Origin of the sequence: Erwinia tracheiphila, assembly GCF_021365465.1 — a bacterium.
GTDB lineage: Bacteria > Pseudomonadota > Gammaproteobacteria > Enterobacterales > Enterobacteriaceae > Erwinia > Erwinia tracheiphila.
Map to the genome: position 1 here is coordinate 1,331,499 of NZ_CP089932.1, position 26,957 is coordinate 1,358,455.

Consider the following 26,957-nt stretch of genomic DNA (forward strand, 5'->3'; position numbering starts at 1 on the left):
CGTTTTTGTTTTGAGGTTTTTGATTTAAATGAATTTTTATTTCCTGTTTCTGTTCATTTACTGGTCTTGCCGTCATCCTGATGTGGTGTGAATTTCAAATTAATATATTCAAAAATCACCCAAGTTATTTTAATTGTGGCTAATGTAAATTGATACTTTTTATTTTAATGTCTTTCTGGTTGTTATTGTTTTTTTTGGCTCTGACGTTTCTTTTGTATGGTTGTTTTTTTTTAATCTTTTTATTTCTTTCCAAATGAATGCTGCCAGCGGCAGGATATGAGCAAAATTTATAGGAATGGCATTAGCCGTGCTGGTACACTGTTGTAGCAGGTTGAATTGAGGCTAAATCACGCCGACGTGCGATTTGGATAAATGATTTTTTAATTAACGATGATGTATTAATGAGCTATCAGGTACTGGCGCGCAAGTGGCGTCCTCAAGCGTTTACAGATGTTGTTGGGCAGGAACATGTTCTGACCGCGCTGGCGAATGGCCTGTCTCTTGGTCGTATTCATCACGCTTATCTTTTTTCAGGCACCCGTGGTGTGGGAAAAACCACGATTGCTCGCCTGTTAGCGAAAGGGTTGAACTGTGAAACGGGAATTACTGCGACGCCCTGTGGTCAGTGTGATAACTGCCGGGAAATTGAGCAAGGGCGTTTTGTTGATTTAATAGAGATAGATGCTGCTTCCCGTACCAAAGTTGAAGATACCCGCGACCTGTTGGATAACGTTCAATACGCCCCTGCTCGGGGGCGCTTTAAAGTTTACCTGATTGATGAAGTCCACATGTTGTCACGCCATAGTTTCAATGCGCTGTTGAAAACGCTGGAAGAGCCACCCGACCATGTGAAATTTTTGTTGGCCACCACTGATCCGCAGAAATTGCCGGTGACGATTTTATCGCGTTGCCTGCAGTTTCACCTGAAGGCGCTCGACGCTGTCCAGATCCGCGGACAACTTGAGTATGTTTTGCAGCAGGAAAACATTTCTGCAGAAGTCAGAGCGCTGCAGCTGCTGGCCAGGACTGCCGATGGCAGTATGCGGGATGCCTTGAGTCTTACCGATCAGGCTATTGCTATTGGCGCGGGGCAGGTAACCACCGCGACGGTCATCGATATGCTTGGCACGCTTGATGATGAGCAGCCACTTGCCCTTATTGAAGCCCTGGTGAGGGCGGAGGGTGAGAAAGTGATGTCTCTGCTTAATCAGGCGGCGTCGAGAGGCGTTGAATGGGAAGCGTTGCTGGTGGAAATGCTCACGCTATTGCATCGTGTGGCGATGATTCAGCTTGTCAGTTCAGCGCCGGATGATGAGTTTGCCGCTGCCGGGTCACGCCTGCGTGAGCTGGCCAGAGTGCTGCCCCCGGCAGAGGTCCAGCTCTATTATCAGACCTTGCTGGTAGGACGTAAAGAACTGCCGCTGGCACCGGACAGGCGTATGGGTGTGGAAATGACCTTGCTGCGTGCGCTGGCTTTTCATCCAAAACAGCTGATAGCTGAACCCTCGCCCTCCGCTGCCAATATCGTTTCAGAACGGCCCATTCCCCGCCAGCCTGAACCTGGCACAGAGACGCCTTTGGCAGTCACAGCTGTCACGCCTGCCGCTGTTCAGAGTGAACCTGTCGGGAGTTTACCCGATACCACCAGCCAGCTATTACAGGCGCGGACGCAGTTGATGCGCCAGCAGGGAGTGACTAAACCAAAAAAGAGTGAGCCGGCGGCGCAGGGATCGCAGTCGGCTGGCTTGGCACTGGAGCGTCTGGCGGCTGTGGGCGAGCGGGGCAGGAAACGACAGACTACGCCTGAGCCTGCAGAACCCGTAAAAAAAGAGGTGTATCGTTGGAAGTCTCAGAGCGCCGAAGCAGAGCCTGAAGGCGTTATCGCCACGCCAAAATTGTTGCGTACGGCCCTGGAACATGAAAAAACGCCTGAGCTAATAAATAAACTGGCGACCGAGTCAGAACTGCGCGATGCGTGGGCAGGGGAGATAGCCACGTTGACGTTACCGAAACTGGTCCGGCAGCTGGCGCTCAATGCGTGGAAAGAAACGCTGGAAAGTGGCATTGTGCTGCATCTGCGCAGCAGCCAGCGTCATCTGAATTCCCCCTCTGCACAAAAGGTATTACGCGAGGCGCTCAGTCAGTTAGCAGGACATCCGGTTGAATTAACCCTGATTGAAGACGATAATCCCGCAGTCTTGACCCCGCTGGAATGGCGTCAAAAAATTTATGAAGAGAAGCTGGCGCAGGCGCGTCAGTCCATCACTACGGATAGCCATATTCAAACTCTGCGTCAGTTTTTTGATGCAGATGTCGATGAAGAGAGTATTCGTCCAATTTAAAATGCGGCGCGTAAGAGTGCAGCCCGAGCGGAGAGAGAGAACTATGTTTGGAAAAGGCGGACTGGGAAACCTGATGAAACAGGCCCAGCAAATGCAGGATAAAATGTCACAGGTACAGGAAGAAATTGCTGCCATGGAAGTCACCGGTGAGTCAGGTGCCGGCCTGGTTAAGGTCACCATTAACGGTGCCCATAACTGCCGCCGCGTGGAAGTTGATCCAGGCCTGTTGGAAGATGATAAAGAGATGCTGGAAGATTTGGTTGCAGCAGCATTCAATGATGCCGCGCGCCGCATCGCGGAAGCGCAAAAAGATAAAATGGCGGCGGTATCCAGCGGCATGCAGCTGCCGCCTGGCTTCAAGATGCCATTCTGATGCAAACCAGTCCGCTCCTCGAAAGCCTGATGGAGTCGCTGCGCTGTCTGCCGGGCGTTGGGCCGAAATCGGCTCAACGCATGGCGTTTCAGTTGTTACAGCGGGATCGCAGTGGAGGCATGCGTCTTGCTCAGGCTTTGACGCGTGCCATGTCAGAGATTGGCCACTGTGCAGACTGCCGCACTTTTACCGAGCAGGAAATTTGTACTATCTGCGCGAATCTACGCCGTCAGCAAAATGGCCTCATTTGTGTGGTGGAAACCCCGGCAGATATTCATGCGATTGAGCAGACAGGGCAATTTGCCGGACGTTATTTTGTCCTGATGGGGCATCTTTCTCCTCTGGATGGGATTGGTCCGATTGATATTGGCCTGGATCGGCTGGAACAGCGGCTGGAAAAAGAAACTCTCAAGGAAGTGATCCTTGCGACTAATCCCACGGTGGAGGGGGAGGCAACCGCTAACTATATTGCTGAAATGTGTGGTCAGTATGGTGTTGAAGCCAGCCGCATTGCCCACGGCGTGCCGGTTGGCGGCGAGCTTGAGATGGTTGACGGTGCCACGCTGTCTCACTCTCTGGCCGGACGACACAAGATCAAATTTTAGTCATTCAACGGCACGTTATCTCGTGCCGTCTTGAAATCCTTGCAATAGCCCCCATTCTTCACCTCAACTTAATACAAACCGTATTTCAGATGAGGTAGCAATGACTATGAAAGGACAAGAGACTCGTGGCTTCCAGTCAGAGGTAAAACAGCTTCTGCACCTGATGATCCACTCGCTCTATTCAAATAAAGAAATTTTTCTGCGTGAATTGATTTCCAATGCCTCTGATGCTGCTGACAAACTGCGTTTTCGTGCATTGTCTGCGCCTGATCTCTATCAGGGCGATGGCGATCTTCGCGTAAGAGTGTCTGTTGATAAAGAAAAACGTACACTGACGTTAAGTGATAACGGCATCGGGATGACCCGCGAAGAAGTTATAGAAAATCTTGGCACTATTGCTAAATCCGGTACCAAATCTTTTCTGGAATCATTAGGATCGGACCAGGCGAAAGACAGCCAGCTGATTGGTCAGTTTGGTGTCGGTTTTTATTCTGCTTTTATCGTGGCGGACAAGGTCTCTGTTCGTACCCGTGCCGCTTCTGCCAGCGCGGATGAAGGCGTGTTTTGGGAGTCGGAGGGCGAGGGTGAATACACCATCGCTGATATCAACAAAGACGATCGCGGCACTGAAATCACCCTGCACCTGCGAGAAGGTGAGGATGAATTTCTTGATACATGGCGAGTGCGCAGCATTATCAGTAAATATTCGGACCACATTGCGCTGCCGGTTGAAATTGAATCTCGCAACGAAGAAGATGACACCACCAGTTGGGAAAAAATCAACAAAGCGCAGGCGCTGTGGACACGTAATAAGTCAGAAATCAGCGATGACGAATATAAAGAGTTTTATAAGCACGTTTCTCACGATTTTGCCGATCCCCTGGCCTGGAGCCACAATCGTGTGGAAGGCAAGCAGGAATATACCAGCTTGCTGTATATTCCGACCCAGGCTCCCTGGGATATGTGGAACCGCGATCATAAACACGGACTGAAACTCTATGTTCAGCGCGTGTTTATCATGGACGATGCAGAACAATTCATGCCGAACTACCTGCGCTTTGTTCGCGGGCTGATTGACTCCAGCGATCTGCCACTGAATGTTTCCCGTGAAATCCTTCAGGACAGCCGCATTACCCAGAATTTGCGCAATGCTTTGAGCAAGCGCGCCCTGCAAATGTTGGAAAAAATCGCGAAGGACGATGAGGCACAATATCAGCAGTTCTGGCAACAGTTTGGCCTGGTGCTAAAAGAAGGCCCGGCTGAAGACAGCGGCAATAAAGAAACCATTGCGAAACTGTTGCGTTTTGCATCCACCAGCAGCGAGGGCTTTGCGCAGACCGTATCGCTGGAGGACTATGTCAGCCGCATGGTTGAAGGGCAGGAGAAAATCTACTACATCACTGCCGACAGTTATGCCGCAGCGAAAAGCAGCCCGCATCTGGAGCTGTTCCGCAAAAAAGGCATCGAAGTGCTGTTGCTGTCAGACCGTATTGACGAGTGGATGATGAGCTATCTCACCGAGTTTGATGGTAAGAGCTTCCAGTCTGTTAGCAAAGCAGATGAGGCGCTGTCAAAACTGGCCGATGAAGAAGAGAGCGAAGAGCAGAAAGAGGCAGAGAAAGCGCTTGAACCTTTTGTTGAGCGCGTTAAAACGCTGTTGGGCGATCGCGTGAAGGAAGTCCGTCTGACTCACCGCCTGACCGATACGCCAGCAATTGTTACCACCGAGGCCAACGAAATAAGCACGCAAATGGCGAAACTCTTTGCTGCTGCGGGCCAGACCGCGCCGGAAGTGAAGTACCTGTTTGAGCTGAATCCAGAGCATGCGCTGGTCAAACGTGCGGCTGATACCCAGGACGATGAGCGTTTTGCCGAGTGGATTGAGGTGTTGCTCGACCAGGCCATGTTTGCCGAACGCGGCACCCTTGACGATCCAAACCTGTTTATTCGCCGTCTGAATAAACTCCTGCTCGGTTAAAAGTAGCGTGCCGGCCCACCGTTAACCGTGCCAGGGCAGTCATTCTGCGCAGGATCCTGCACAAAATGACTGCCCTTATTTTTTCAGCGGCCGCCTGCTTTGGGAAATTAACCCGGTTACTTTTTTGCATGAAAATCCTGCCACCGCGTTTCGCTGGCTTATATTGGTTGCTATAACCAGGTATCTGCCAGAGTTTCGACGATTATCTACCTCCGTCCGTGGTAAAGGATAACTGCCCTTCCTTGTGGAGACAGGATCATGATGGTATGTTCTTGCCCTCAATAACACGATAGTTTAAGCAATTCGTAAGGGGATTTACGCAATGCGTATTATTCTGCTCGGTGCGCCGGGTGCAGGTAAGGGGACTCAGGCTCAGTTCATCATGGAGAAATACGGTATTCCGCAGATCTCTACAGGCGATATGCTGCGTGCGGCGGTTAAGACTGGCAGTGAACTGGGTAAACAAGCGAAAGAGATCATGGACGCGGGCAAGCTGGTTACCGACGAGCTGGTGATTGCGCTGGTGGAGGAGCGGATTGCTCAGGAAGATTGTCGTAATGGCTTCCTGCTTGATGGCTTTCCCCGGACCATTCCTCAGGCGGATGCCATGAAGGAAGCAGGCATTAATGTTGACAACGTACTGGAATTTGCCGTACCGGACGGGCTGATTGTTGAACGTATCGTTGGTCGTCGTGTGCATGCTCCGTCGGGTCGCGTGTATCATGTCACTTTTAATCCGCCAAAGATTGAAGGCAAAGACGATCTGACCGGCGAAGAACTGACCATGCGTAAAGACGACCAGGAAGAAACCGTTCGCAAACGACTGGTGGAATACCACCAGATGACCGCACCGCTGATTGCTTATTACAGTAAAGAAGCGGTGGCGGGAAATATCGCGTACCACAAAATTGATGGCACGCGGAAAGTCTCTGAAGTGAGCGCCGAACTGGCAAAAATACTTGGATAAACTGTATTCGTCGCGACGTAATCTGACAGCGGACCCTGAAAGATTGAGGGTTACCGGTTTTGATATGGGTGTCGAATCCTTAAACAAAACGCGAGGTCACCCTCATGCTCCATACTCACAATTCCATCATCAAACACAAAGCCGGCCTGCTCAATCTCGCCGAATAACCCGGTAACGTCTCAACAGCCTGCAAGAGCACGGGCGTGTCACGCGACACCTTCTACCGTTATCAGGAACTGGCTGCTGAAGGCGGCATTGACGCGCTGGTTAACCAGAACCGCCGGGGTCCCAACCTGACGAACCGCGCCGACGAAGCCACTGAACGCGCGGTTGTTGAATATGCCGTTGAGTTCCCGGCCCCCGGGCAGCACCGGACCAGTGATGAGCTGCGTAAAAAAGGCGTGTTTACCTCCGGCAGCGGCGTGCGCGCCATCTGGCAACGACACGATCTGGAGAACTTCCGTAAACGCCTGAAGGCGCCTGAGGAAAAGCTCGCCAGAGAAGCCATCGTGCTTACCGGTGCCCCAATCGCCGCGCTGGAGAAAAAGGCGCATGATGATGAGGCCAGCGGCGAAATCGAGACGGCTCATCCGGGTTATCCCGGGTCGCAGGACACCTTCTGTGCTGGCGATCTGAACGGTGTGGGCCGTATCTACCCGCAGACGTTCGTGGATACGTACCCGAAAATGGCGCACTGCAAGCGGTATACGAGTAAAACGCCGAACACTGCCGCCGACTGCCGTTCTGTGAGGCTCAGGGGCTGCCGGTGCTGAGAAGACTGACCGACAGGGGAACGGAGTACTGTGGTAAGGTGGAGCCGCATGATTACCAGCTTTATCTGGCCATCAACGATATCGCCCATACGAAAACGAAGGCGATGTCCCCACAGACCAACGGCATCGGTGAGCGCTTCCATAAAACGATTTTGCAGGATTTTTATCAGGTCACGTTCCGCAAGAAGTCATATGGGGAGCTGGAGAGCCTGCAAACGGATCCGGACAACGGGTTGTGGCATGACAATAATGAGCGGGCTCATCAGGGGAAAATGTGCTTCGGGCGAACGCCAGTGTCCACGTTACCTGATGGAAAACGGGTCCGGGCAGAAAAGAATCTGAACCGGATGTAATCCGACAGGCACCTGTATAAATAACCGGTAATGGTCAGAACAGGTCTGAGCGGGTACAGATAAACCCTCTCGGGGCCAGACCAATCTGGCCCTTTTGAAGCAATTGGTTTCCCCTGCACCATTTTCCGCTAGAATAAGTCTCGTTTTCATCATTCACTATGCCCGCATAAGGAATAACAATGAGGCAAGACAAACCCGGAGTGCTGTTGGTTAATCTTGGCACCCCAGATGCGCCAACCGCGCCTGCGGTGAAACGCTACCTGAAACAATTCCTGAGTGACAGACGCGTCGTGGACACGCCGCGCTGGCTGTGGTGGCCAATACTGAATGGTGCCATTCTGCCGCTGCGTGCGCCGCGCGTATCCAAACTCTATGCGTCAGTCTGGATGGACGAAGGTTCACCGTTATTGGTCTACAGCAAGCGTCAGCGGGATGCACTGGCAACCCGCCTGGATATGCCAGTGGAACTCGGCATGAGTTATGGTAATCCCAGTCTTAAAAGTGCGCTCGACAAGCTGATGGCGCAGGGGATAACCCGACTGATCGTGCTGCCGCTGTATCCACAGTTTTCGTGCTCTACCGTTGCTGCCGTTTGGGACGGAATTACCGATGTTTTCGCTGGCTACCGCAGTCTGCCTTCCGTACAGTTTATTCGTGACTATGCCGAGCATCCTGCCTACATCGCTGCATTAAAAGCCTCGGCTGAACGCTCATTTGCACAGCACGGCAAACCGGATCTGCTGGTCATGTCTTTCCATGGCATCCCGCAACGCTTTGCCAACCAGGGAGACGATTATCCACAGCGTTGCCATACCACCTTTGATGCACTGGTCTCTGCACTGGGCCTGAACAGTCAGGATGCGATGCTGACCTTCCAGTCGCGCTTTGGCCGCGAGCCCTGGCTGATGCCTTATACCGATGAAACCATGAAATCATTGCCTGCCAAAGGGATCAAACATGTTCAGATTATGAGTCCGGGGTTTTCCTCCGATTGTCTGGAAACGCTGGAAGAGATTAGCGGAGAAAACTGCGAGATATTCCTCCATGCTGGTGGAACCAAATTTGAATATATCCCGGCGCTTAATGATGACCCACTGCATATCGATATGATGGTTGAACTGGTTAACAGCCAGCATTGATATGTAACACAGGGATGCGCGCGCACCGCGATATTCCTGTGTTATCATCCCCCGACTGTTTTCTTTCCTGTTAGCGCCATAATGAAATTTCCAGGCCAGCGTAAATCAAAACACTACTTTCCCGTCAGCGCCCGCGACTCCCCTCTTACAGCAACTACAGCCAGAAAATATCGAAATACCCGGTAGCTGGATTGTCGGGATTGATCAAACGCTGGTTGATATCGAAGCCAAAGTCGATGACGCTTTTATCGCCCGCTATGGTCTGAGCGTTGGTCATTCTCTGGTGATTAAGGATGATGTTGCAGAAGCGCTCTATGCAGAATTGACGCGTGAAAACCTGATCACTCACCAGTTTGCCGGTGGCACTATAGGCAATACGTTGCACAATTACTCGGTTCTGGCCGATGACCGCTCCGTACTGTTGGGCGTAATGTGCAATAACGTGCAAATTGGTGGGTATGCCTATCGTTATCTCTGCAACACCTCCAGCAGAACCGATCTTAATTATTTGCAAGGTGTTGATGGTGCCATAGGCCGCTGTTTCACGCTGATTGGTGAACATGGTGAACGTACCTTTGCTATCAGTCCAGGGATGATGAATCAACTGCACAAGCAAAGCATTACCGAAGAGGTCATTGCCGGGGCGGCGGCTCTGGTACTTAGCGCGTATTTGCTGCGGTGCAGGCCTGGGGAGCCGATGTCTGAAGCCACCATGCAGGCGGTTGCCTTTGCTAAAAAGCATGATGTCCCGGTGGTGCTGACGCTCGGCACCAGATATATCGTTGGTGACGATCCGGGTTTCTGGCAGAATTTTTTGCGCGAGCATGTATCGGTACTGGCAATGAACGAAGAAGAAGCGGAAGCGCTAACGGGCCTTGGCGACCCGCTTCAGGCGGCGGACAGTGTGCTGGAATGGGTTGACCTGGTACTCTGTACTGCCGGGCTTAATGGGCTTTATATGGCTGGATTTACCGAAGAAGAAAGTCGGCGCAAAACACAGCATCCCTTATTGCCCGGCGTCATCGCCGAATTCAACCAGTATGAATTTAGTCGCGCCATGCGTCGGTATGATTGTCAGCAGCCGATGCGCATTTACTCACACATTGCTCCTTACATGGGTGGGCCGGAAAAAATCATGAATACCAATGGTGCAGGAGATGGCGCACTGGCGGCGCTGCTGCATGACATTACGGCAAATAATTACCACCGCCTGACTGTGCCCAACTCCGGCAAACATGGCCGCCAGTATCTGACCTACTCCTCACTGGCTCAGATTTGCAAATATGCTAATCGCGTCAGCTACCAGGTTTTAAACCAGCACTCGCCGCGTTTAAGTCGTGGGCTGCCGGAGCGTGAAGACAGCCTTGAAGAGTCTTATTGGAAGCGGTAACCCACCGCGCCCGCCCTCAAATAGGGCACTCCTGTGATGGGGCGTTTGGGGTAATTTGCATCAGATTCAGCATAGTGTTGGCAATTTCTCTTTCGCCCATAACCACCTGATCGGCCCCGCGCTCGGTGATGTATTCCACTTCATCATCGTGGTGAGCGCGGGCGATAATGTCAATGGTTGGGTATTTTTCCCTGGCTGCAGTAACAATTTCCCCGGCCTCGTAGCCGTTCGGGATGGTCAGCAGCAGCCAGCGGGCGCAGTCGAGACGTGCCAGTTCCATAGTTTCCGGGCGGGCAGCATTGCCGAGTACCGCGCAAATTCCCTGTTGTCGGAGCGCTTCCACGCGCGTGCGGCTATTTTCTACCACGACAACCGACACGCCGCTGTCGATTAATCTCTGTCCAAGCATGCTGCCGACACGACCAAAACCAACCACCACAGCGTGATGGCAAATATCCACGGGTATTTGTTTTTCTTCTTCGATGTTCTCTTCTATCAGCTGCTCTTCAACGGATTCCGTTTTGTCGAGGTAGCGCTGCAAAAGAGCAAACAGAATGGGATTGAGCATAATTGACAGAATCGCACCCGCCAGTACCAGGTTGCGACCCTCGCTGGTCAGCAGGTTAAGTGAGATTCCCAGCCCGGCAAGAATAAAAGCGAATTCACCAATCTGTGCAAGGCTTGCCGAAATAGTCAATGCAGTTCGACGGGAATGCCCAAACAGGCGTACCAGCACTAGGGCTGCAACAGATTTGCCGAGCACAATAATCGCCAGCACGCCGATAACGGCGAGAGGTTCATTTAACAGGACCATGGGATCAAACAGCATACCGACTGACACAAAAAACAGTACGGCAAAGGCATCGCGAAGGGGAAGGGTATCATGGGCGGCACGATGACTTAACTCGGACTCATTGAGCACCATTCCGGCAAAGAATGCACCAAGTGCGAAAGAGACATCAAATAATTCAACCGCGCCGAAAGCGATCCCTAAAGCCAGTGCCAGCACGGCGAGCGTAAACAGTTCACGTGAACCGGTGGCAGCGCTGCGGGCGAGTATCCACGGTATGACACGACGCCCTACTACCATCATCAGCACCATAAAGGCGACGACCTTACCGATCGTTATCAGCAAATCCAACAGGATCGCGCTGGCGCTGGCTGTGCCTTCCTCGAACATCCCTGCAATGGCTGGCAGTAGCACAAGTGCCAGCACCATGACCAGGTCCTCCACAATCAGCCAGCCAATGGCGATTTGCCCACGGGTACTGTCAATAAGCTGACGTTCTTCCAGCGCCCGCAACAGCACTACTGTACTGGCAGTAGAGAGACAAAGGCCAAACACCAGCCCAGTCAGCCATGACCAGCCCATTGACCAGGAGAGCAGCATCCCCAGCAATGTGGCAACGGCTATCTGCGCAATGGCACCGGGAATCGCAATTGCCTTTACGGCCATTAAATCCTTGAGTGAAAAATGCAGGCCGACACCAAACATTAGCAGGATTACGCCCAGTTCTGCCAGCTCCGGTGCAAGGTTTGTATCCGCGACAAATCCCGGCGTAAAAGGGCCAGAAAGCACCCCTGCCAGCAGATAACCCACAAGGGGAGAGATACGCAGCTTATTGGCCAGCATGCCCAGCAGGAAAGCGAGAACCAGCCCGCCGACAATGGTAGTGATGAGCGGTGTGGTGTGATGCATCTGTCTCCCTCTATCGTAAAAATGTGTCCGAATGTAAGAATTGATTGTATTGCATAATACTATTTCTTACCCAAAATTTTTATGTAAAGAGGAATAAAAAGAAAAAATATACCGAAATTTGCTTTTAATGCTGATTTTCGATGGTTATCTAAGTGAATGGGTTATTTATAGGGAGAAAATGACACGGCATAGAAATTAATTCCCATGCCGTTTTGCGATTTTATCCCTTATTGTCTGGGAGTAATACCGTGAATACCCCTAACAGAGGCAGGTAGGCGCAAATTTGGTAAACATAATTGATACTGGTATGGTCGGCCACGATACCCAGTACGGCAGCACCCAATCCCCCCATACCAAAAGCGAAGCCAAAGAATAATCCAGAAATCATGCCAATACGGGCGGGGAGCAGCTCCTGGGCATACACCAGAATCGCTGAAAACGCGGAGGCAAGAATAAAACCAATAACGACTGACAGCACGCCTGTCCACATAAGCGACGCATGAGGCAGCAGTAGGGTGAAAGGCGCAACACCCAGGATTGAAACCCAAATCACCTGCTTGCAGCCGACTTTGTCGCCAACGGAGCCGCCTATAATTGTTCCCGCTGCCACCGCAAAGAGAAAAGCGAAAAGATGTAACTGCGCATTTTGCACCGACAGGCCAAATTTATTTATCAGGTAGAAGGTGTAATAGCTGCTCAGACTGGTGAGGTAAAAATATTTTGAGAAGATCAACAATAGCAAAATAGCGATGGCAAAGGCGACCTTTCTTCCCGGAAGCGCTGACGTGACTGACGCTGGATGTCCGGCTTTTGCCACGCGATGGCGTGCCTGATACCAGCGACTGACCTGCAACAGCAAAACGATGGCCAGCAGCGCCGTCAGAATAAACCAGGCAATGTTTCTACGCCCGTAGGGGGCAATTAGCACGGCTGCCAGCAATGGCCCAAGCGAACTGCCAAGATTACCACCGACCTGAAAAAGTGACTGTGCCAGGCCGTGACGCCCTCCTGATGCCATTCTGGCCACGCGCGATGATTCCGGATGAAACACGGATGAGCCGATGCCCACCAGCGCGGCTGCCAGCAATATCAGATAGAAACTACCGGCGACTGCCAGCAGGCCCAGTCCACAAAGTGTAAAAGTCATACCAACGGGAAGAGACCAGGGCTGGGGAAACTTATCAGTGTAAAGACCAATAAGCGGCTGCAGCAACGACGCTGTGACCTGAAAAGTCAGCGTGATCAGGCCGATTTGTACAAAAGTCAGAGAAAACTCACTTTGCAAAAGGGGGTAAATTGCCAGAATAAGCGATTGCAACATATCGTTAAGCAGATGGGCGACACTGATTGCACCGAGAATACGGAAAGTGGTTTTCCGTAACGCGGTTGGGGAGAAGGGGGAGACCTGTTCACTGACCATTGCATTAACCTGCCGTAAATTTTAATTATTACTTAAAGTAATATTTTTTAACGTTTTTTAACAAGGAAAACATGATGTCGTTTTTGAAAAAAAATGTGTTGCCAACACTCGCGCTGACCATTTTTATCACACCGCTGGCTGCCCAGGCGTGGGTTAAAGATAAGGTTTATAAATTCACTGTCTTGCACACCAACGATCACCATGGCCGCTTTTGGCAAAACGAGCATGACGAATATGGTCTGGCAGCGCAAAAAACCATGATGGATCAAATTCGTTATGATGTTCAGGCGCACGGCGGTGCGGTGCTTATCCTCTCAGGAGGAGATATCAACACCGGCGTACCAGAATCTGACCTGCAGGATGCGGAGCCAGATTTTCGTGGTATGAATCTGGTGGGCTACGATGCAATGGCAATTGGTAACCATGAATTCGATAATCCCCTGTCCGTGCTGCGGCAGCAGCAGAAGTGGGCTAAGTTTCCGCTGCTTTCTGCTAATATTTACCAAAAAAGCATCGGCAAACGCTTGTTCCAGCCTTATGCATTGTTCAACCGGATGGGGCTGAAGATTGCCGTGATTGGTCTGACCACGGATGACACCGCAAAAATTGGCAACCCGGAATATTTTACCGACATGGAATTTCGTAAACCGGCCACGGAAGCGAAAGAGGTTGTGGAGCAATTGCGTAAAAAAGAGAAGCCGGATGTGGTTATTGCCGTCACCCATATGGGGCACTATGACAATGGTAACCACGGCTCGAATGCCCCCGGCGATGTGGAAATGGCGCGCGAACTTCCGGCGGGTTATCTGAATATGATCGTTGGAGGCCATTCGCAGAATCCGGTTTGTATGGCAAAAGAAAACGTTAAACAGGCGGATTACGTGCCGGGCACGCCCTGCAAACCGGATCGCCAAAATGGAACCTGGATTGTCCAGGCACATGAATGGGGTAAATATATTGGCCGTGCCGACTTCACTTTCGTCAACGGTAATCTGACGCTGGAACACTATGAACTTGTGCCAATCAATCTGCGCCACAAAGTTAAAAATGCCGATGGCAGCACCAGCCTGGTAAATTACACTCAGGAGATTGCAAAAAACCCGGGGATGCTGAAATTGCTTACGCCCTTTCAGAAAAAAGGCGAAGCGCAGCTGGGTATAAGTATTGGCAGTGTAAAAGGGGAGCTGGAGGGAGACCGGAGCAAGGTGCGCTTCAGACAAACCAACCTGGCGAGAATGATGCTTATGGCGCAGATTGAGCGCACCGGTGCCGATTTTGCAGTGATGAGCGGAGGTGGCGTTCGTGATTCCATTGCATCCGGTAAAATTACCTACAAGGACGTGCTGAAAGTACAGCCTTTTGGTAACACCCTGACCTATGTCGACATGACAGGCAGTGAGGTGGAGAAATATCTGGCGGTGGTCGCTAACATCACGGTTGATTCCGGTGGCTATGCGCAGTTTGCCAATGTCAGCCTGCGCGCCGATGGCAAAGGCGTCAGTGAAGTTAAAATCAAAGGCGATCCGATCCAGTCTGACAAGACGTACCGCATGGCAACCCTGAGTTTCAATGCCACCGGAGGGGATGGCTATCCGGCAGTCAACCTGTTGCCGGGCTATGTCAATACGGGATTTGTTGATGCGGAAGTACTGAAACAGTATATCCAGAAGCACTCACCACTGGATGCCGCGGGTTATGCGCCAGAAGGTGAAATTGTTTATAACTAGTTAAATATAAAGGCGTTTTTCTTTCATTGGTATGATTGAAAACCGCCAGTTGTGTCCTTTATAAATATCTTTCTGCAAAACTTACACCGCAATAAATGTCCAATTCTTGCTCCTGTCATCATTGTATTTATCGGTCATTTGCTGGTTTTTATACCCGGGTAAAGACTTGGTATCGGCGCCCCGATCGCCATAAGCACAAGTCCGCGCAAGCCTGTCGGCGGATTGAGTGCCCCGGACTGGTGGAACGTCTGACGAGACCCGGTAATTCACGTACCGGCAGAAACGGAGAAAAACATTTCTGGTGTGTCACTGCCAGAGGTTTGCTGTACGCGAAGAACGTGACTAATCCGAAAAGCCCAAAGGCTTGTTACATGAGCATGCCAGCGGTGTAAGTTGCACAGACAATGACGCGATGATTGTTGATACGTGCGTAGGCAGGCTGAAACAAAAGCGCCCCGATGAATATGCTTTGCTGGTGGACCACTGCATCCGGGATATTTCAACGCGGGCGACAGGCAGAAAGCCGAAGCTGTCAGAGGGTATGATCCGCATAAAGTTTCAGATGGCTGAAGGGTTTATCTGTAGTGGCACACTAAACCTGGCCACCTGAACAGAGGTGATATCATCGCCTAATAGTTAAAAACAGGTGACATTATGACCGGACGTAACAGACGCAATTTTAGCCCCGGATTTCGCCGCGAAGCTGCCCGGCTTGTTCTTGATCAGAACGACACCGCCGCTGCTGCTGCCACGGCAATGAATGTCGGTAAATCCACGATGGATAAGTGGGGTTCGGCAGTTGAAAGAAGAGCGAGCGGGAAAATCCCCTACAGCTTCACCCATGACACCTGAGCAAATTGAAATACGCGAACTTAAGAAAAGACTTCAACGCATTGAAATGGAAAGAGATATATTAAAAAAGGCTACCGCGCTCCTGATGTCAGACTCCCTGAACAGTTCTCATTAATTGAGAAACTCAGAGCGCGGTTTCCTGTTGCCGTTGTGTGCAATGTGTTTGGGGTTCATCGCAGCAGTTATAAATACTGGCGGCAGCCAGAGAAACCTGACTCTGCACGGGCGACGCGACTCAGCCTTATACGTGAAAGCTGTCGCGGGAGTAATGGTTTCGCAGGCGCACGAAATATTGCCGCGATGGTTACCACCAAAGGCGTAAAACTGAGCCGCTGGCGGGCAACAACACTGATGAAAGAGCGCCATCTCATCAGTTGCCAGCAACCAGGTCACCAATATAAGAAGGCATCCAGGGAACACGTTGAGCTCCCCAATTATCTGGAGCGGCAGTTTGCTGTAACAGAGCCTAATCAGGTGTGGTGGGGCGACGTAACGTTTATCCGCAGACACATATCCAGCTGTGCATCATTCATATGGTGCGCAACAGCCTGAAATACGTGGCATGGAAGGACTACAAGGCCGTCACCAGCGGTCTGAAGAGGATTTATCAGTCTCCGACAGAAGAGGCGGCGTTGACAGGGCTGGATGTGTTCGCAGAAATCTGTGACGACAAGTACCCGCAAATCAGCAAAAGCTGGCGTGGCCACTGGGAAAACCTGAATACGTTCTTCAGTTACCCGGCGGATATCCGCAAGGCCATCTACACCACGAACGCCATCGAATCGCTGAACAGCGTGATCCGTGCTGCGATAAAGAAACGCAAAGTGTTCCCGACAGACGACTCGGTGCGTAAGGTGATTTATCTGGCAATCAGGGATGCGTCGAAAAAATGGAGTATGCCGAACCAGAACTGGCGGCTGGCGATGAGTCGTTTTATTATCGGGTTTGGTGACCGCCTGAGCGCTCACCTTTAATATGGTGGCAGTTACACAGAATGACTGACAGGCCCTGCCCCGGTAATGATTTATGGAAAAAGTTCATGCAGCATTTTTTCTTTACCCAAAGTGAATACTAAAAAATCACTCTCTTTAAATTTATTTTCTTTGATGAGTTGTTGTTTCACTGTGCTAAATTTTTTTGTGTCGGTAAAGAAGAGTGCAGTTACATAATCTGAATCAATCAAATTCTGTTGTTCAGAAAGGTGTACAACATCTTCGTAGCAGCCACTATCCTTGTCTCCTAATCTTTTTTTTAACATACATTGTGTCAGTAAATATGTGCGAGTTGGTTTTTTTTTATAGAGAATTTTAAGAAATTCAATTCCTTCTTTATAGTGTTTTTCGCCTATGAGACTATTTGTGTACATTAACAGGATGTCGTTGTTTTCAGGGTGTTTTTTGCGGATTGAATTGATTTTTGAAAGGATTTCATTACTCTGACTGGAGTCCGCCATAACTAATTTTTCAACTAAAGCAGCTACCTCGGCTGTAGGGCTATTTTTGATTAAAAGAGGTTCGGGATAAGAATTTGTATAGCTGCACAGAAGAAAAAAAAGTGCCATTACTCTGAAAGGGAATAATATTATTTTCATATTAAACCTGCCTGAATTTATCCAGTGAGATATAATGCATTGCTTTCTTGGGGACTGGAGCCAGTGAACCCGTACACCCTGTATTTAAAACGTATCCGGTTTCTATTTTTAAAACTGGCTGAATGTTTTTACTCGCTTTTATAGTAAACTGGGTTCCCCCAATAAGAATTTCATCCTGTGTGAGAGCAAAAGATCTATCCCTGGAATCTAAAACGTGTTTTTTATTATCGATATTATTCTCAACTGTGCACCAGGGGTTAATCACGCCGGAACCATAGGCTCTGGCTGCATTACATAACATCGATGCGGATAAAAATAACTTTTTCCCTTCTTTTACATCGTTTTCAGTAACATTCAGAAGCAAAGTATAAGATGCATGTAAAGCACCGACCCCTTCAAGAGCCAGGTAACCTAAAGTCGAAAACCTGAACGATTTTGTTGCCATTGTATCCTCCTTGATAAAATCAATATAGCTCCCAACACCTTTCCCGGAACAGTTATCCTCTGAAACGCCAAGGTTTATCTTTGTGAATCTATGTTAATGTGCTCTTTATGTAAACATAAATTTGTCAGCGATATTTGATTTTTATTATCATTTTCAATGAATTAACGTTTATCTCTCAGATAATCGTACCGGTCATAGTGCTTGGTCGAGATTCCTGGTTTTTTGTGATTTTGCAGCCATGAGAAACATCGCTGGCAACGGTTATACGGGATACTGAATACCATGCCGCATAACGTTTCAAACGGTAATGCGGAGGTACTAAATAGTAAAATAAGATTGCTGAGAATAAATACCAGGCGTTACCGGAACAGGGATCATCTCACAGTGGCAGTGGTGTTCCACTACGGTAGGCTGAATATGGCATTATGATTTACAGTTGTTATACTACTTTAGTGGGAAATACGGTATGCCACAATTGTTTGATTTTATTGTTGAATCTTGATAAGGATTTTTTGTTATCTCCAGCTCTCCTAAAAGAGAACGCACAGATACTAATTCTTTTGCTGTCATCCTCACCTTTGCCTCGCCTCTGTTAGCAGGGCGGATATCATTCTGGCTGGAACAATAAACACGAAAATCGCCGAGACGTCCCTGCTTAAAATTAACATCTGTATTTTTAATATTCTGTTGGTTGTTGGTTGCTGGTTTGCTGCTGGAAAGACCAGAAGAAACCCCGAAGCATGTTGGCATACTACTTTTCCTTTATTAATCAAAATGGGCTAAAGTATGTTGGCATGCTATTTTTCCTTTTTCAATCAAAACAGGCTTAGGTTAAGAGTATCATTTTAAAATCAGGGATTGTCTATTAGGGTATAACCTGACAGCCCCTGAAGTATTAAGAATACACAAAAGAATGCTCTACTCACCACAACAAGGGAAAACCCTGAATTTAACATATTTTTTAAAGGCTATTTTACTGCATTCACCTTCTTGTCCTTTTGTACAGGCGTCTGGGTCGTGACGCAGATTTATTGATAATGATGAAGAGTAAGATACCAACCGATGATCTTATCGTGCATTTCCTCTGACTTAGAAAAGCAAATTGTTCTGCGGGTCAGTCGTTTGATATGTGTGCGAAGATTAAGATTATGTCGTTCTGTCCGTTGGGTATATTTCTTGCTCACCACGTGGCCTGTTGCACTTAACAGAACTTTATAAACCGGCCAGGCATCTGTCATATAAAAGGCAATGTTAAATTTGCTTAACAGGGCCGGCAATCGTCGCAGGGTCGGGGCATTTCTCGGGCCGAAGACGTGGGCCAGAGCACGTTTGCGGATACGGTCATAAGCATAGAACAACCACCGGGGATTGCTTTTACACCGCACGTAAGACCATTGTTCACTGGCTTCACAGCAGATAACAACCTCCGTTTCGGGGTCGATATTCTCAGCTACCTGCTTTGGGGAAATTTTTTTACGTGCCGCAGAACCGTATTGAGGCTGATACCGAGAATCTGTGCGGTATCGCGACATCCGGAACCATTCATGGCCATATTAACAATGGTCTGGTGTGTGTCTGGTTTGGCACCGGAGTAGCTAAAGTTGAGCAGAAAGCAAAGTTTGAATATTCTTTGAAAGCCACTTTTCTACACTCGCCTTCACGCCCTGTCGAACAGGCATTGACCACATCATTCGTCGTTCCGGCAAATGAAAAGCCAATACCAATATACCCCCCTGCCTTAAGGAAACGCGCTGCTTTTGCCGCATTACCGACATAATATGAATAGCCCGGAATACCACTCATCCCGGCCGTTGACCATTCATGCACAATAGACTTGCTGGAGAGGTTTAACGCCCGTTTCATGCTTTCATACTGTCGGAACTTAACCGTATGGCGAGCCAGCGATTTTAACAGCGGTTTGTTAACCAGCTCCTTCAGCTGATTGAGCAGCTGATTACGTTCAACAAAAAACTGCTGGCTGATCAGCGTTCCCTGTGTACGGAACTGGTTCTGATAGCTGGCCTCAACTTTTTTAAGCGTCTGCCCGATGCTGTTGAAGTATTTTTCACCGGCGTCCCCGGCCGTACTGAAAACTTTTTCCCCGATGCCGGTCAGCGCGGCGATGGTGCCGTCATGTCTTTGCATAAACCCGGCGGCGTCAGCGTCCACCCCGATAAGGGCCGCACTGGTGGCATTTTTGGTCTGCCGCAGCGTGGTAAGCATATGCGCGGTCAGGGGGGCGGGGGTGTCGGGGTCGGCCACAATCAGAATCTGTCCCGGCTTCAGATAAGGTGTATCCGCATTGAGTTTCATAAAGAGGCTGGCAGCAGGGGAACGAACATCCCTGAACAGTTGCCGCGCCTGATTATCCAGCGATCCCTGTCTTTCGACGATACAGTATCCGGGTGCAATATTACGGGCCATGAGTCCTTTCTCCGTCCGGGTGGATGTCAGTGATGATTGCCGTGGGTGGGTCCTGCCACGGGTTTAATCAAAACCGCGGTAAATATAAATAATTCTGCTGCGTTACGCAAAACGTGTTGTATTACTGGTAGGTGTGGTTGACAGCAGGTCAATGCAGAATGTCGGGCTATAAGGTATTGTTTATCTTTATCGCCCTTTTGCAGTGGGCACGTTTGGGGGTTATCGTGAACAAAATGACAGTATACAGAATCCCTCTTGGGAATAGTAAATCCGGTGATCTTGAGGGTGCTAAAACGCTATTCGAGAATAATGAAAAAATGTTTGAAAATACTCTTCTATCTAAATACGCCGAGGATTATCGTTATTTTATGCTGCACGAAACATTTACGGTTTTATCTGTCACACATGACATGATTGAATATACCTGTAAGCTGAATTTCTATGCCGGTTGCACCGATCAGAACGAAACCTTTGATGAACATGCGAGTGTCAGGTATCGAATCGAAGACGATCATATTGTTTTCGAATTAGATGAAACTGTCTGGTATCCGCAATAAAAATTTAAATGATTGAGGGCTTCCTTTGATGCTGAATTACCCCTGTTAAATCAACGCGGACACCCTGAATTTTTTCCAAGTTTTGGTGAAGTGGTCAGAAAACAGCTCGTGAATTGTATTTACGCTCCGAACACTTCGAACGAAAGTGTAGAATTGACCCGTTTTCCATTCCTCCCGCCGATCAGATAAAACAAGTTTTAAATAGCTGCACGGAATAGTGCTCCGATTTTCACCAATCCTCAGTACACAGGGAATGGTGCCCTGAGTTGAGGCATCCAGTCATCATATGAGATTGTCGGTCTCCAGTCCTGACGGGACAGATATTATCCAATTTTAGCAACTGTCGCGGTATCAGATGCAGCTATTTTATTGATAGTGAATATCAGCTGTCATGGGAATCCACGTTTGTGTTGAGGAGGATGATCAAAACGATGTCATTAATAGCAGGAGAAATGGGGTTCATGGTGAAAAATCAGCGGCAGGATATAGGCTCATCATTAACAATATTTAACTTTCAGATATTATGTTCTTTTGGGGATGTATTCCACTTATTAATGGTGCTGGCTGAACCACAATTATGAGTGGTGCAGTAAATATATTCGTATTATTCTGTTGCGCTAATGCGCTAATGCGCTAATGCGCTAATGCGCTAATGCGCTAATGCGCTAATGCGCTAATGCGCTAATGCGCTAATACGCTAATACCTTTAAAAATAGTAAGTCATTTTTTACTGGTTTGCTGTCAAAAATTGGAATTGCATCTCTTAGCCTTTTCTTTATTAATTAAGTTGATTATCACAATGGCACGATTATCTATTTTCATAAATAATTATCGGATCAAAAGATAATTGACTTCCCTCATTTATTGCTGAACAGATGAAAGCCAAGCCATCTTAGCACATTACATAAATGTTAATTTCAAAGGTAAACAATATGAAACCACGTTTAAAATACCCTGAATGGAAGGCATCAGGATTTTTGCTGTCAGGAATGATGATATCGTTCTTTTCCCTCTGGCTCCCTGTCAAACAGGCTGAGGCCCATGGTGCAGTGGGCTACCCCATAGCCCGGCAATATCAGTGTTTTGTTGAAGGCGGGTTTTGGGGTAATCCGGCAAATATTCGTTCTGCCGATTGTCGGCAGGCGATTCTTAATGGTGGTGCTAACCCGCAGTGGCCTTTCCAGCAGTGGAATGAACTTTCCGCGAATCCGACTAACCCAGGAGATTTTGAAACGGTAAAACGTGCAGTGCCTGATGGCTTACTTTGTGCGGGAGGCGACCCCAGAAAGAGAGGGCTTGATGACACTCCCACAACATTGTGGCGCAAAACGAAAATCACGCCGGACAACGGATATTTCCAGTTGCGCTGGGATAACACACAGGCTCACAATCCCTCCAGGATGTATATTTACATCACCAAGCCCGGCTACAATCCGACGCAGCCCCTGCACTGGGACGATTTGGAAAAAATTTATGATCAACAGTCACCTGCTCCAGTCCCTGCAAATAATACCGGCCATGTTGCAGGTACAGTAGGCACTTTCTATCTGCTTAACGTCAAAATTCCCGAAGGCCGCACTGGCGATGCTATTATTTACAGTTGGTGGCAACGTGAAGATGCAGGCAACGAAGGTTTCTTCAACTGTAGTGATGTGACTATCGAACCTGAACAGGGCGTGTCTTTTCCCTGGAAAGACGGTGGTCGATATTACACGCCAGATCTTCGGCCTGCACCAGGTGACAGTGTGCAGTTCCGTGTGATGGGGGGAAATACACAGGGACTTGAAGCGGTCAATGTGCGCTTGCCAATTACCTCGCACAATCAGGCAAGTAACGTCTGGACCAATGAATTGGCAAACGTATTGAATGCGCAATATGCCAGTCTGGTCAGGGTCGGTGTGCGCAATGGAAATCAGATTGGTTATTTAGCCACGGATTTTGCGGCGAATAAAATATGGTTACTGAAAGGTTATAGTAGCGCCCTGGATATTATTCCTGGCAGTCCGGCACCGGACCCAACACCCGAGGCAGCGCCCATTGCCCGCATTACCGCACCCGCCAGCGTACAGGCCAGTACCATGGCAAGTTTCTCCGCGAGCCAGTCAACAGGCCAGCATATCAGTTACAAATGGGCGTTCCGTCACTTTGTTCCTGCATCAAGTATTGGTGAGAGCGTTTCGGTGAAAGCAGAAGATTCGACGACAGAGTTGATCGGTAGCGTTTCGCTTACCGTCACGGACAGCCACGGCCGTCAGGCTACTTCTGAAAAAACGGTGCGTATTATTCCCCAACCCTCTCCGGGCCAGTATCCGCAGTGGAGTCGCGCAGATGTGTCATCCTATCATGCAGGCACCATTGTCACAGGACTGGACGGACATGCCTGGGTTTGTAAACCTTTCCCATACTCCCAATGGTGTTCACAGAGCGTACCGACCAGTTGGACCGATCAGAACTGGGCATATGCACCCGGTAGCCATGCGGCAAATGCGTTAGCTGAGGAGAACCGTGCCTGGACAGCGTTATTACATTAACAGGATGCTAAATATATCCCGGTGCTTTGCAAGTCATACGCAGGCCCGGGATGCAAAGGGTATGAAAGGAAAAAAGACAACGGTTTTGCAGATGTGACAGAGTGACGATAAATTTTTGTCTCAGCAGAATCGCTGTAGGGCCGTAACCGGAAAAGCAATGACGATCGCAGGCGTTTAATGTGAATGCTGACTCGCGTTGGACGTCTTTTAATCGAAATAGATAATACGTTTACCTGAATCTGGGTAAACGTATTAAAAAATAGCGATGGATAACAGACTGAGAGGGATACCCCCGCAGCATTATGATGGTGATTGATCTGCTGGCGAATAGCGACTGGCACGAACTAACAGAATCAGTGTACTGAATACCACCACATATTCCACGGAGATAAACAGGACATCCGTCATGCCGTACAGCAAAGCAGATAGTGTAACAACAGAAATTGGATTGCCTAAAAATCCCCTCAAGCCATTGTCGAATAGTAATTTGCCAAAGAAAAATAAAAGTACTATTACCCCGGCAATACCGAAAAGCGACGCGTATTGAATAAACTCATTGTGTAAATGAACATCAATATAATCGAGGGCAAAAGAGTTGGGGTTGTGGGATGCAACCAGCCATTCCTTTATGATAGTGTTACGCGTTATTTGTGTTTCGCCTAACGGGTTTTCTGCGATAGCCACCATTCCAGACTTCCACATGGTAAAGCGTGAACCTAACGATGTATGATCGTCTCCCTCATTAAATTTCAGGATTTCCTGTTTTGTAGTATCAAAACGGGAGGCGATAATGTTCTTGCCTAATATGCCAACGACGCAAAAAGATATAATTATCGCGCTGATGGGAACCAGTTTAAGCGACTTGCTTTGGCATAATGTTTTAATGATGAGCAGCAGACCAAGAGTAATATGAATAAACATGGCAGAACGCGTTTCTGTCAGAAATATTATATAGACTGAGAGTAAATAGGCGAACAGGATGCTGATATGCCTGAGTGATACTCTGTTAATGCGATTAAGCATTATCATCATCGTGAGCGCCATTGCACTGTACGCATAAGCGGTCATTGTCGCACGATTAATGCCGAGCGTGATTCTTTCTATACCGTTAATGTGCTGCCAGATTCCTCCAGCGCTGGAAAAAATAAAAGCAGCCGCAAATGAAATCCATGCCAGCTTACACAGTAGCGGTTGGCTGATAAATTCCTCGCGGATACCCCAAAGGATAAACATTGAAATAAGAGTGGCAAGAAACCAGCGTTTCGCCGGTGTAAAAAGTAGTCCATTGTCAACATCGGCTACGGCATAATGTGCGGCAATAACCGACCATACAGCATACATTACCGATAAGGCAAAAAATGGAAGAACAATTTTTGTTGATGTTATTGCTGATTTGGTTTTTCGATAATTAATGAAAATACCAACTATACTCAGATAGCTGCAAAAATAAAAGGCAATACGACAAGATTTCTCACTAATAAAGCTTAGGGGAAGTGTTAAAAAAAGAAGTGTGATAGCAACAATAAACAGCGAGCGAGTCAGGCGTTCATGCATGGAATAGCGTTTAAATACGGCCAGGTAAGACATTATTATTTTCCCAAGTAAAGCTGTATAACTATATTGAGTGATTACCTTGTTTATTTATACCGTTCTCAGCGAGCTTGTGATGCTTGTCATATGCTATTCTCAGTAGAGTTCAGGCTAAACATTATTCCACATCCCGAAGATGAAGACGCCTGTTTATAGCTTATGCACAAGCAAAAATCAAAAGAAGCCAGTGCATCGTCCGTGATGCCGTCGGCGGGCCTTCATCAAAGCATACGGCTGCCTGTTACCCAGTCGCTGCTGACATCAAACCAGTTTATCTACCAGCGCCTCACTATGACACATATGACTGGAGGCCCGCGCCGGGTCGCGTTGTACCAGTCCCATAAACAGCAGATCGGTAAGGATCAGCTGTGCTGCCGTTGATGAAATAGTCGCGCGGCGGCTGCTTTGTTCTTCTGCTACCGTATAAAGACAATGGGTGGCCGACTGCTGTAACGTGTTTGGGGTAAAGTCGGTAAAAGCCAGCACATTCGCACCAAGACGTTTTGCTTCCTGCGCAGCCAGATTGATTTCACGCCGCTCTCCGGTATAGGAAATCGCCAGCAGCACATCGTTGACGTCCAGTACCTGAACGCTGGCCAGCAAGGCGTGCATATCCTGTTCAGCAACTGCGTTGATACCAATTTTCATGAGCTTCCATGAAAAGTCTTTAGCGACCAGACCGGACGTCCCAATCCCGACCAAAACAATACGTCTGGCTTCTTTTAACAGCCGTAAGGTTTCCAGCAGCATCTCTTCGCTATTGATATTAAGTGTTGCTTTGATTGCGGACTGTTTTTCCACCAGCAGTTTTTCACCGACGGCTTTTAGCGGATCGTCGCTGAGGATGAGATTGTGGACGGTGATGGCCTCTTTAGCGGTCGGCGCGTCGCTCAGTGCCATCTTAAGGGCAGGGAAGCCCTTGTAGCCAAGTTTTTGGGCAAATTTCACCACGCTTGACTGACTTACACCCGATTCCTCTGCCAGCTTTTGCGAGCTGAGATAGCGCGCCCGCTCAGGTTGCGATAACAGAAAGTCTGCCAGGCGACGCTCATTTTGCGCCAGGGATGCATAGAGCTGGCGGATACGTAACAGTGAACTCATCAATCGAAATCTCCGGCAGGACATGCCAACATAGACGGTGCTTCGGGCAGCGCCTTGAACACCGCCTGAAGTGATTCAGCCCCTGATGGGGCAGAAACGCACCTGATTTTTAACAGGCAGATATCCGACCCTATGAATATAATATTCAACACGTTATTTGCATTAAGAATTAAAAATTCAGTTGAGGATAGCATGAATCTTGCTTCACTGGTTTCTGAAACACGCAATGCTGACACGATGGAACTCGACAATCTTTCCACGCTGGAGATGGTCACTAAATTCAACCAGCAGGATGCCACCGTCGCCATAGCGGTAAGCAAAACTCTGCCTGATGTGGCACGAGCGGTGGATGCAGCCGCGCTTTCATTGAGTGAGGGAGGGCGTCTGATTTACGTCGGCGCGGGCACCAGCGGGCGGCTTGGTGTACTGGATGCTTCTGAATGCCCACCTACCTTTGGTGTTCCTCACGGCGTGGTTGTCGGGCTGATTGCCGGAGGCCCCGGTGCGATGCTTAAGGCCGTGGAAGGGGCTGAGGACGACCCACAGCTTGGCATTGACGATTTGTCCGCACTCAATCTCACGGCGCGGGATATGGTCGTGGGCATTGCGGCTTCCGGGCGGACACCTTACGTTATTGGCGCATTACGCTTTGCCCACCAGCTGGGTTGCCGCACGGTGGCACTGTCCTGCAATCCTGATTCACCGATTGCGCAGGAAGCAGACATTGCCATTTCTCCGGTGGTGGGACCGGAAGCCCTGACAGGTTCAACACGTCTGAAGTCAGGCACCGCACAGAAGCTGGTGTTAAATATGCTTTCTACCGGCGCGATGGTGAAAACCGGCAAGGTTTATCAAAACCTGATGGTGGATATGCAGGCGACTAACATTAAGTTGGTTGATCGTGCCAGCCGTATGGTTTGCGAGGCCACCGGCTGTGCGGTTGCAGACGCCGTCGCCGCCCTCAGGCAGTCAAACTATGCGGTGAAAACCGCCATTTTAATGATCCTGAGTGAAGTGACGGCAGCGCAAGCTGAAACGTTACTGCTTAAACACAAAGGCTTTCTGCGTTCAGCATTGCGTGATTAACAGCAGATTTGGCG

Annotated in this window: 19 protein-coding genes, 6 pseudogenes and 1 other annotated feature; of the genes and pseudogenes, 16 read left to right on the top strand and 9 right to left on the bottom strand. The window is 49.0% G+C overall.

What is annotated here, in order from left to right; translation table 11 throughout:
• Positions 1 to 401: 401 nt before the first annotated feature.
• The 8 genes and pseudogenes from dnaX (at position 402) to LU633_RS07070 (ending at position 9,920) form a co-directional block, all read left to right on the top strand.
• The gene (gene dnaX, locus LU633_RS07035) at positions 402 to 2,342 is read left to right on the top strand and encodes a DNA polymerase III subunit gamma/tau (RefSeq protein WP_016191624.1); all 1,941 of its coding nucleotides are present in this window, start codon (positions 402 to 404) and stop codon (positions 2,340 to 2,342) included.
• Positions 1,684 to 1,745: a sequence feature (DnaX frameshifting element), on the top strand. (Overlaps the previous gene by 62 nt.)
• 43 nt (positions 2,343 to 2,385) lie before the next feature.
• The gene (locus LU633_RS07040) at positions 2,386 to 2,715 is read left to right on the top strand and encodes a YbaB/EbfC family nucleoid-associated protein (RefSeq protein ID WP_016191623.1); all 330 of its coding nucleotides are present in this window, start codon (positions 2,386 to 2,388) and stop codon (positions 2,713 to 2,715) included.
• Complete coding sequence (gene recR / locus LU633_RS07045) at positions 2,715 to 3,320, top strand: recombination mediator RecR (RefSeq protein WP_016191622.1); 606 nt, start codon at positions 2,715 to 2,717, stop codon at positions 3,318 to 3,320. Before LU633_RS07040 ends, recR begins: the two co-directional genes overlap by 1 nt.
• A gap of 100 nt (positions 3,321 to 3,420) precedes the next feature.
• A complete protein-coding gene (gene htpG / locus LU633_RS07050; protein WP_040465657.1) occupies positions 3,421 to 5,298 on the top strand; it encodes a molecular chaperone HtpG in 1,878 nt (625 codons plus the stop codon).
• 322 nt (positions 5,299 to 5,620) lie between these two features.
• Positions 5,621 to 6,265: an adenylate kinase gene (adk, locus tag LU633_RS07055; protein WP_016191620.1), complete on the top strand. Its 645-nt coding sequence runs from the start codon at positions 5,621 to 5,623 to the stop codon at positions 6,263 to 6,265.
• Between the two features lie 104 nt (positions 6,266 to 6,369).
• Positions 6,370 to 7,391 (top strand): annotated as a pseudogene (locus LU633_RS07060) (helix-turn-helix domain-containing protein).
• A 179-nt stretch (positions 7,392 to 7,570) separates the two neighbouring features.
• A complete protein-coding gene (gene hemH, locus LU633_RS07065; protein WP_016191617.1) occupies positions 7,571 to 8,530 on the top strand; it encodes a ferrochelatase in 960 nt (319 codons plus the stop codon).
• 81 nt (positions 8,531 to 8,611) lie between these two features.
• A pseudogene (locus tag LU633_RS07070) lies at positions 8,612 to 9,920 on the top strand (inosine/guanosine kinase).
• A 16-nt stretch (positions 9,921 to 9,936) separates the two neighbouring features.
• Here LU633_RS07070 and ybaL read toward each other — a convergent pair.
• Both ybaL and LU633_RS07080 read right to left on the bottom strand, forming a co-directional pair.
• Positions 9,937 to 11,619: a YbaL family putative K(+) efflux transporter gene (gene ybaL / locus LU633_RS07075; protein ID WP_016191615.1), complete on the bottom strand. Its 1,683-nt coding sequence runs from the start codon at positions 11,617 to 11,619 to the stop codon at positions 9,937 to 9,939.
• Positions 11,620 to 11,839: 220 nt separating this feature from the next.
• A complete protein-coding gene (locus LU633_RS07080) occupies positions 11,840 to 13,039 on the bottom strand; it encodes an MFS transporter (RefSeq protein WP_016191614.1) in 1,200 nt (399 codons plus the stop codon).
• A 74-nt stretch (positions 13,040 to 13,113) separates the two neighbouring features.
• On the opposite strand from LU633_RS07080, the gene ushA reads away from it, so the two are divergent.
• The 4 genes and pseudogenes from ushA to LU633_RS07100 form a co-directional block, all read left to right on the top strand.
• Complete coding sequence (ushA, locus tag LU633_RS07085; protein ID WP_016191613.1) at positions 13,114 to 14,766, top strand: bifunctional UDP-sugar hydrolase/5'-nucleotidase UshA; 1,653 nt, start codon at positions 13,114 to 13,116, stop codon at positions 14,764 to 14,766.
• Positions 14,767 to 15,178: 412 nt separating this feature from the next.
• Positions 15,179 to 15,376, top strand: a complete 198-nt coding sequence (locus tag LU633_RS07090) for an antiterminator Q family protein (protein ID WP_016191612.1) — start codon at positions 15,179 to 15,181, stop codon at positions 15,374 to 15,376.
• Between the two features lie 44 nt (positions 15,377 to 15,420).
• Positions 15,421 to 16,119: pseudogene (locus LU633_RS07095) on the top strand (transposase); the annotation flags it as partial.
• Positions 16,110 to 16,592, top strand: a pseudogene (locus LU633_RS07100) (IS256 family transposase); the annotation flags it as partial. The pseudogenes LU633_RS07095 and LU633_RS07100, both read left to right, overlap by 10 nt.
• A gap of 50 nt (positions 16,593 to 16,642) precedes the next feature.
• Here the strand turns inward: LU633_RS07100 and LU633_RS07105 are convergent.
• Positions 16,643 to 17,209: a hypothetical protein gene (locus LU633_RS07105; protein WP_016191609.1), complete on the bottom strand. Its 567-nt coding sequence runs from the start codon at positions 17,207 to 17,209 to the stop codon at positions 16,643 to 16,645.
• Position 17,210: 1 nt separating this feature from the next.
• On the bottom strand, positions 17,211 to 17,654 hold the full coding sequence (locus tag LU633_RS07110; RefSeq protein ID WP_016191608.1) for a hypothetical protein: 444 nt from the start codon (positions 17,652 to 17,654) through the stop codon (positions 17,211 to 17,213).
• 255 nt (positions 17,655 to 17,909) lie between these two features.
• On the opposite strand from LU633_RS07110, the pseudogene LU633_RS07115 reads away from it, so the two are divergent.
• Positions 17,910 to 18,083 (top strand): annotated as a pseudogene (locus LU633_RS07115) (transposase); the annotation flags it as partial.
• A 15-nt stretch (positions 18,084 to 18,098) separates the two neighbouring features.
• Here LU633_RS07115 and LU633_RS07120 read toward each other — a convergent pair.
• From LU633_RS07120 to LU633_RS07130, 3 genes and pseudogenes are all read right to left on the bottom strand, one after another.
• Positions 18,099 to 18,404, bottom strand: coding sequence for a hypothetical protein (locus LU633_RS07120; protein WP_152664306.1), 306 nt, complete (start codon positions 18,402 to 18,404; stop codon positions 18,099 to 18,101).
• Positions 18,405 to 18,682: 278 nt separating this feature from the next.
• Positions 18,683 to 19,275 (bottom strand): annotated as a pseudogene (locus tag LU633_RS07125) (IS1 family transposase); the annotation flags it as partial.
• Positions 19,197 to 20,078, bottom strand: coding sequence for a hypothetical protein (locus LU633_RS07130; protein WP_016191606.1), 882 nt, complete (start codon positions 20,076 to 20,078; stop codon positions 19,197 to 19,199). The pseudogene LU633_RS07125 and the gene LU633_RS07130, both read right to left, overlap by 79 nt.
• A gap of 158 nt (positions 20,079 to 20,236) precedes the next feature.
• Between LU633_RS07130 and LU633_RS07135 the strand changes: the two genes are divergently transcribed.
• Together LU633_RS07135 and LU633_RS07140 are read left to right on the top strand one after the other, a co-directional pair.
• A complete protein-coding gene (locus LU633_RS07135; RefSeq protein WP_016191605.1) occupies positions 20,237 to 20,635 on the top strand; it encodes a hypothetical protein in 399 nt (132 codons plus the stop codon).
• Positions 20,636 to 21,567: 932 nt separating this feature from the next.
• Positions 21,568 to 23,166: a lytic polysaccharide monooxygenase auxiliary activity family 9 protein gene (locus LU633_RS07140; RefSeq protein WP_016191604.1), complete on the top strand. Its 1,599-nt coding sequence runs from the start codon at positions 21,568 to 21,570 to the stop codon at positions 23,164 to 23,166.
• Between the two features lie 300 nt (positions 23,167 to 23,466).
• On the opposite strand, the gene LU633_RS07145 is transcribed toward LU633_RS07140, so the two are convergent.
• Together LU633_RS07145 and LU633_RS07150 are read right to left on the bottom strand one after the other, a co-directional pair.
• On the bottom strand, positions 23,467 to 24,753 hold the full coding sequence (locus LU633_RS07145) for an O-antigen ligase family protein (RefSeq protein ID WP_016191603.1): 1,287 nt from the start codon (positions 24,751 to 24,753) through the stop codon (positions 23,467 to 23,469).
• A 264-nt stretch (positions 24,754 to 25,017) separates the two neighbouring features.
• A complete protein-coding gene (locus LU633_RS07150; RefSeq protein ID WP_016191602.1) occupies positions 25,018 to 25,857 on the bottom strand; it encodes a MurR/RpiR family transcriptional regulator in 840 nt (279 codons plus the stop codon).
• A 192-nt stretch (positions 25,858 to 26,049) separates the two neighbouring features.
• Here LU633_RS07150 and murQ point away from each other — a divergent pair, with 192 nt between their 5' ends.
• A complete protein-coding gene (murQ, locus tag LU633_RS07155; protein ID WP_016191600.1) occupies positions 26,050 to 26,943 on the top strand; it encodes an N-acetylmuramic acid 6-phosphate etherase in 894 nt (297 codons plus the stop codon).
• Positions 26,944 to 26,957: the final 14 nt, after the last annotated feature.

Coding starts and splice junctions, on each gene's coding strand:
- dnaX (WP_016191624.1), top strand. CDS start 402: ATGAGCTATCAGGTACTGGCGCGCAAGTGGCGTCCTCAAGCGTTTACA.
- LU633_RS07040 (WP_016191623.1), top strand. CDS start 2,386: ATGTTTGGAAAAGGCGGACTGGGAAACCTGATGAAACAGGCCCAGCAA.
- recR (WP_016191622.1), top strand. CDS start 2,715: ATGCAAACCAGTCCGCTCCTCGAAAGCCTGATGGAGTCGCTGCGCTGT.
- htpG (WP_040465657.1), top strand. CDS start 3,421: ATGACTATGAAAGGACAAGAGACTCGTGGCTTCCAGTCAGAGGTAAAA.
- adk (WP_016191620.1), top strand. CDS start 5,621: ATGCGTATTATTCTGCTCGGTGCGCCGGGTGCAGGTAAGGGGACTCAG.
- hemH (WP_016191617.1), top strand. CDS start 7,571: ATGAGGCAAGACAAACCCGGAGTGCTGTTGGTTAATCTTGGCACCCCA.
- ybaL (WP_016191615.1), bottom strand. CDS start 11,619: ATGCATCACACCACACCGCTCATCACTACCATTGTCGGCGGGCTGGTT.
- LU633_RS07080 (WP_016191614.1), bottom strand. CDS start 13,039: ATGGTCAGTGAACAGGTCTCCCCCTTCTCCCCAACCGCGTTACGGAAA.
- ushA (WP_016191613.1), top strand. CDS start 13,114: ATGTCGTTTTTGAAAAAAAATGTGTTGCCAACACTCGCGCTGACCATT.
- LU633_RS07090 (WP_016191612.1), top strand. CDS start 15,179: ATGATTGTTGATACGTGCGTAGGCAGGCTGAAACAAAAGCGCCCCGAT.
- LU633_RS07105 (WP_016191609.1), bottom strand. CDS start 17,209: ATGAAAATAATATTATTCCCTTTCAGAGTAATGGCACTTTTTTTTCTT.
- LU633_RS07110 (WP_016191608.1), bottom strand. CDS start 17,654: ATGGCAACAAAATCGTTCAGGTTTTCGACTTTAGGTTACCTGGCTCTT.
- LU633_RS07120 (WP_152664306.1), bottom strand. CDS start 18,404: ATGCCAACATGCTTCGGGGTTTCTTCTGGTCTTTCCAGCAGCAAACCA.
- LU633_RS07130 (WP_016191606.1), bottom strand. CDS start 20,078: ATGGCCCGTAATATTGCACCCGGATACTGTATCGTCGAAAGACAGGGA.
- LU633_RS07135 (WP_016191605.1), top strand. CDS start 20,237: ATGTCGGGCTATAAGGTATTGTTTATCTTTATCGCCCTTTTGCAGTGG.
- LU633_RS07140 (WP_016191604.1), top strand. CDS start 21,568: ATGAAACCACGTTTAAAATACCCTGAATGGAAGGCATCAGGATTTTTG.
- LU633_RS07145 (WP_016191603.1), bottom strand. CDS start 24,753: ATGTCTTACCTGGCCGTATTTAAACGCTATTCCATGCATGAACGCCTG.
- LU633_RS07150 (WP_016191602.1), bottom strand. CDS start 25,857: ATGAGTTCACTGTTACGTATCCGCCAGCTCTATGCATCCCTGGCGCAA.
- murQ (WP_016191600.1), top strand. CDS start 26,050: ATGAATCTTGCTTCACTGGTTTCTGAAACACGCAATGCTGACACGATG.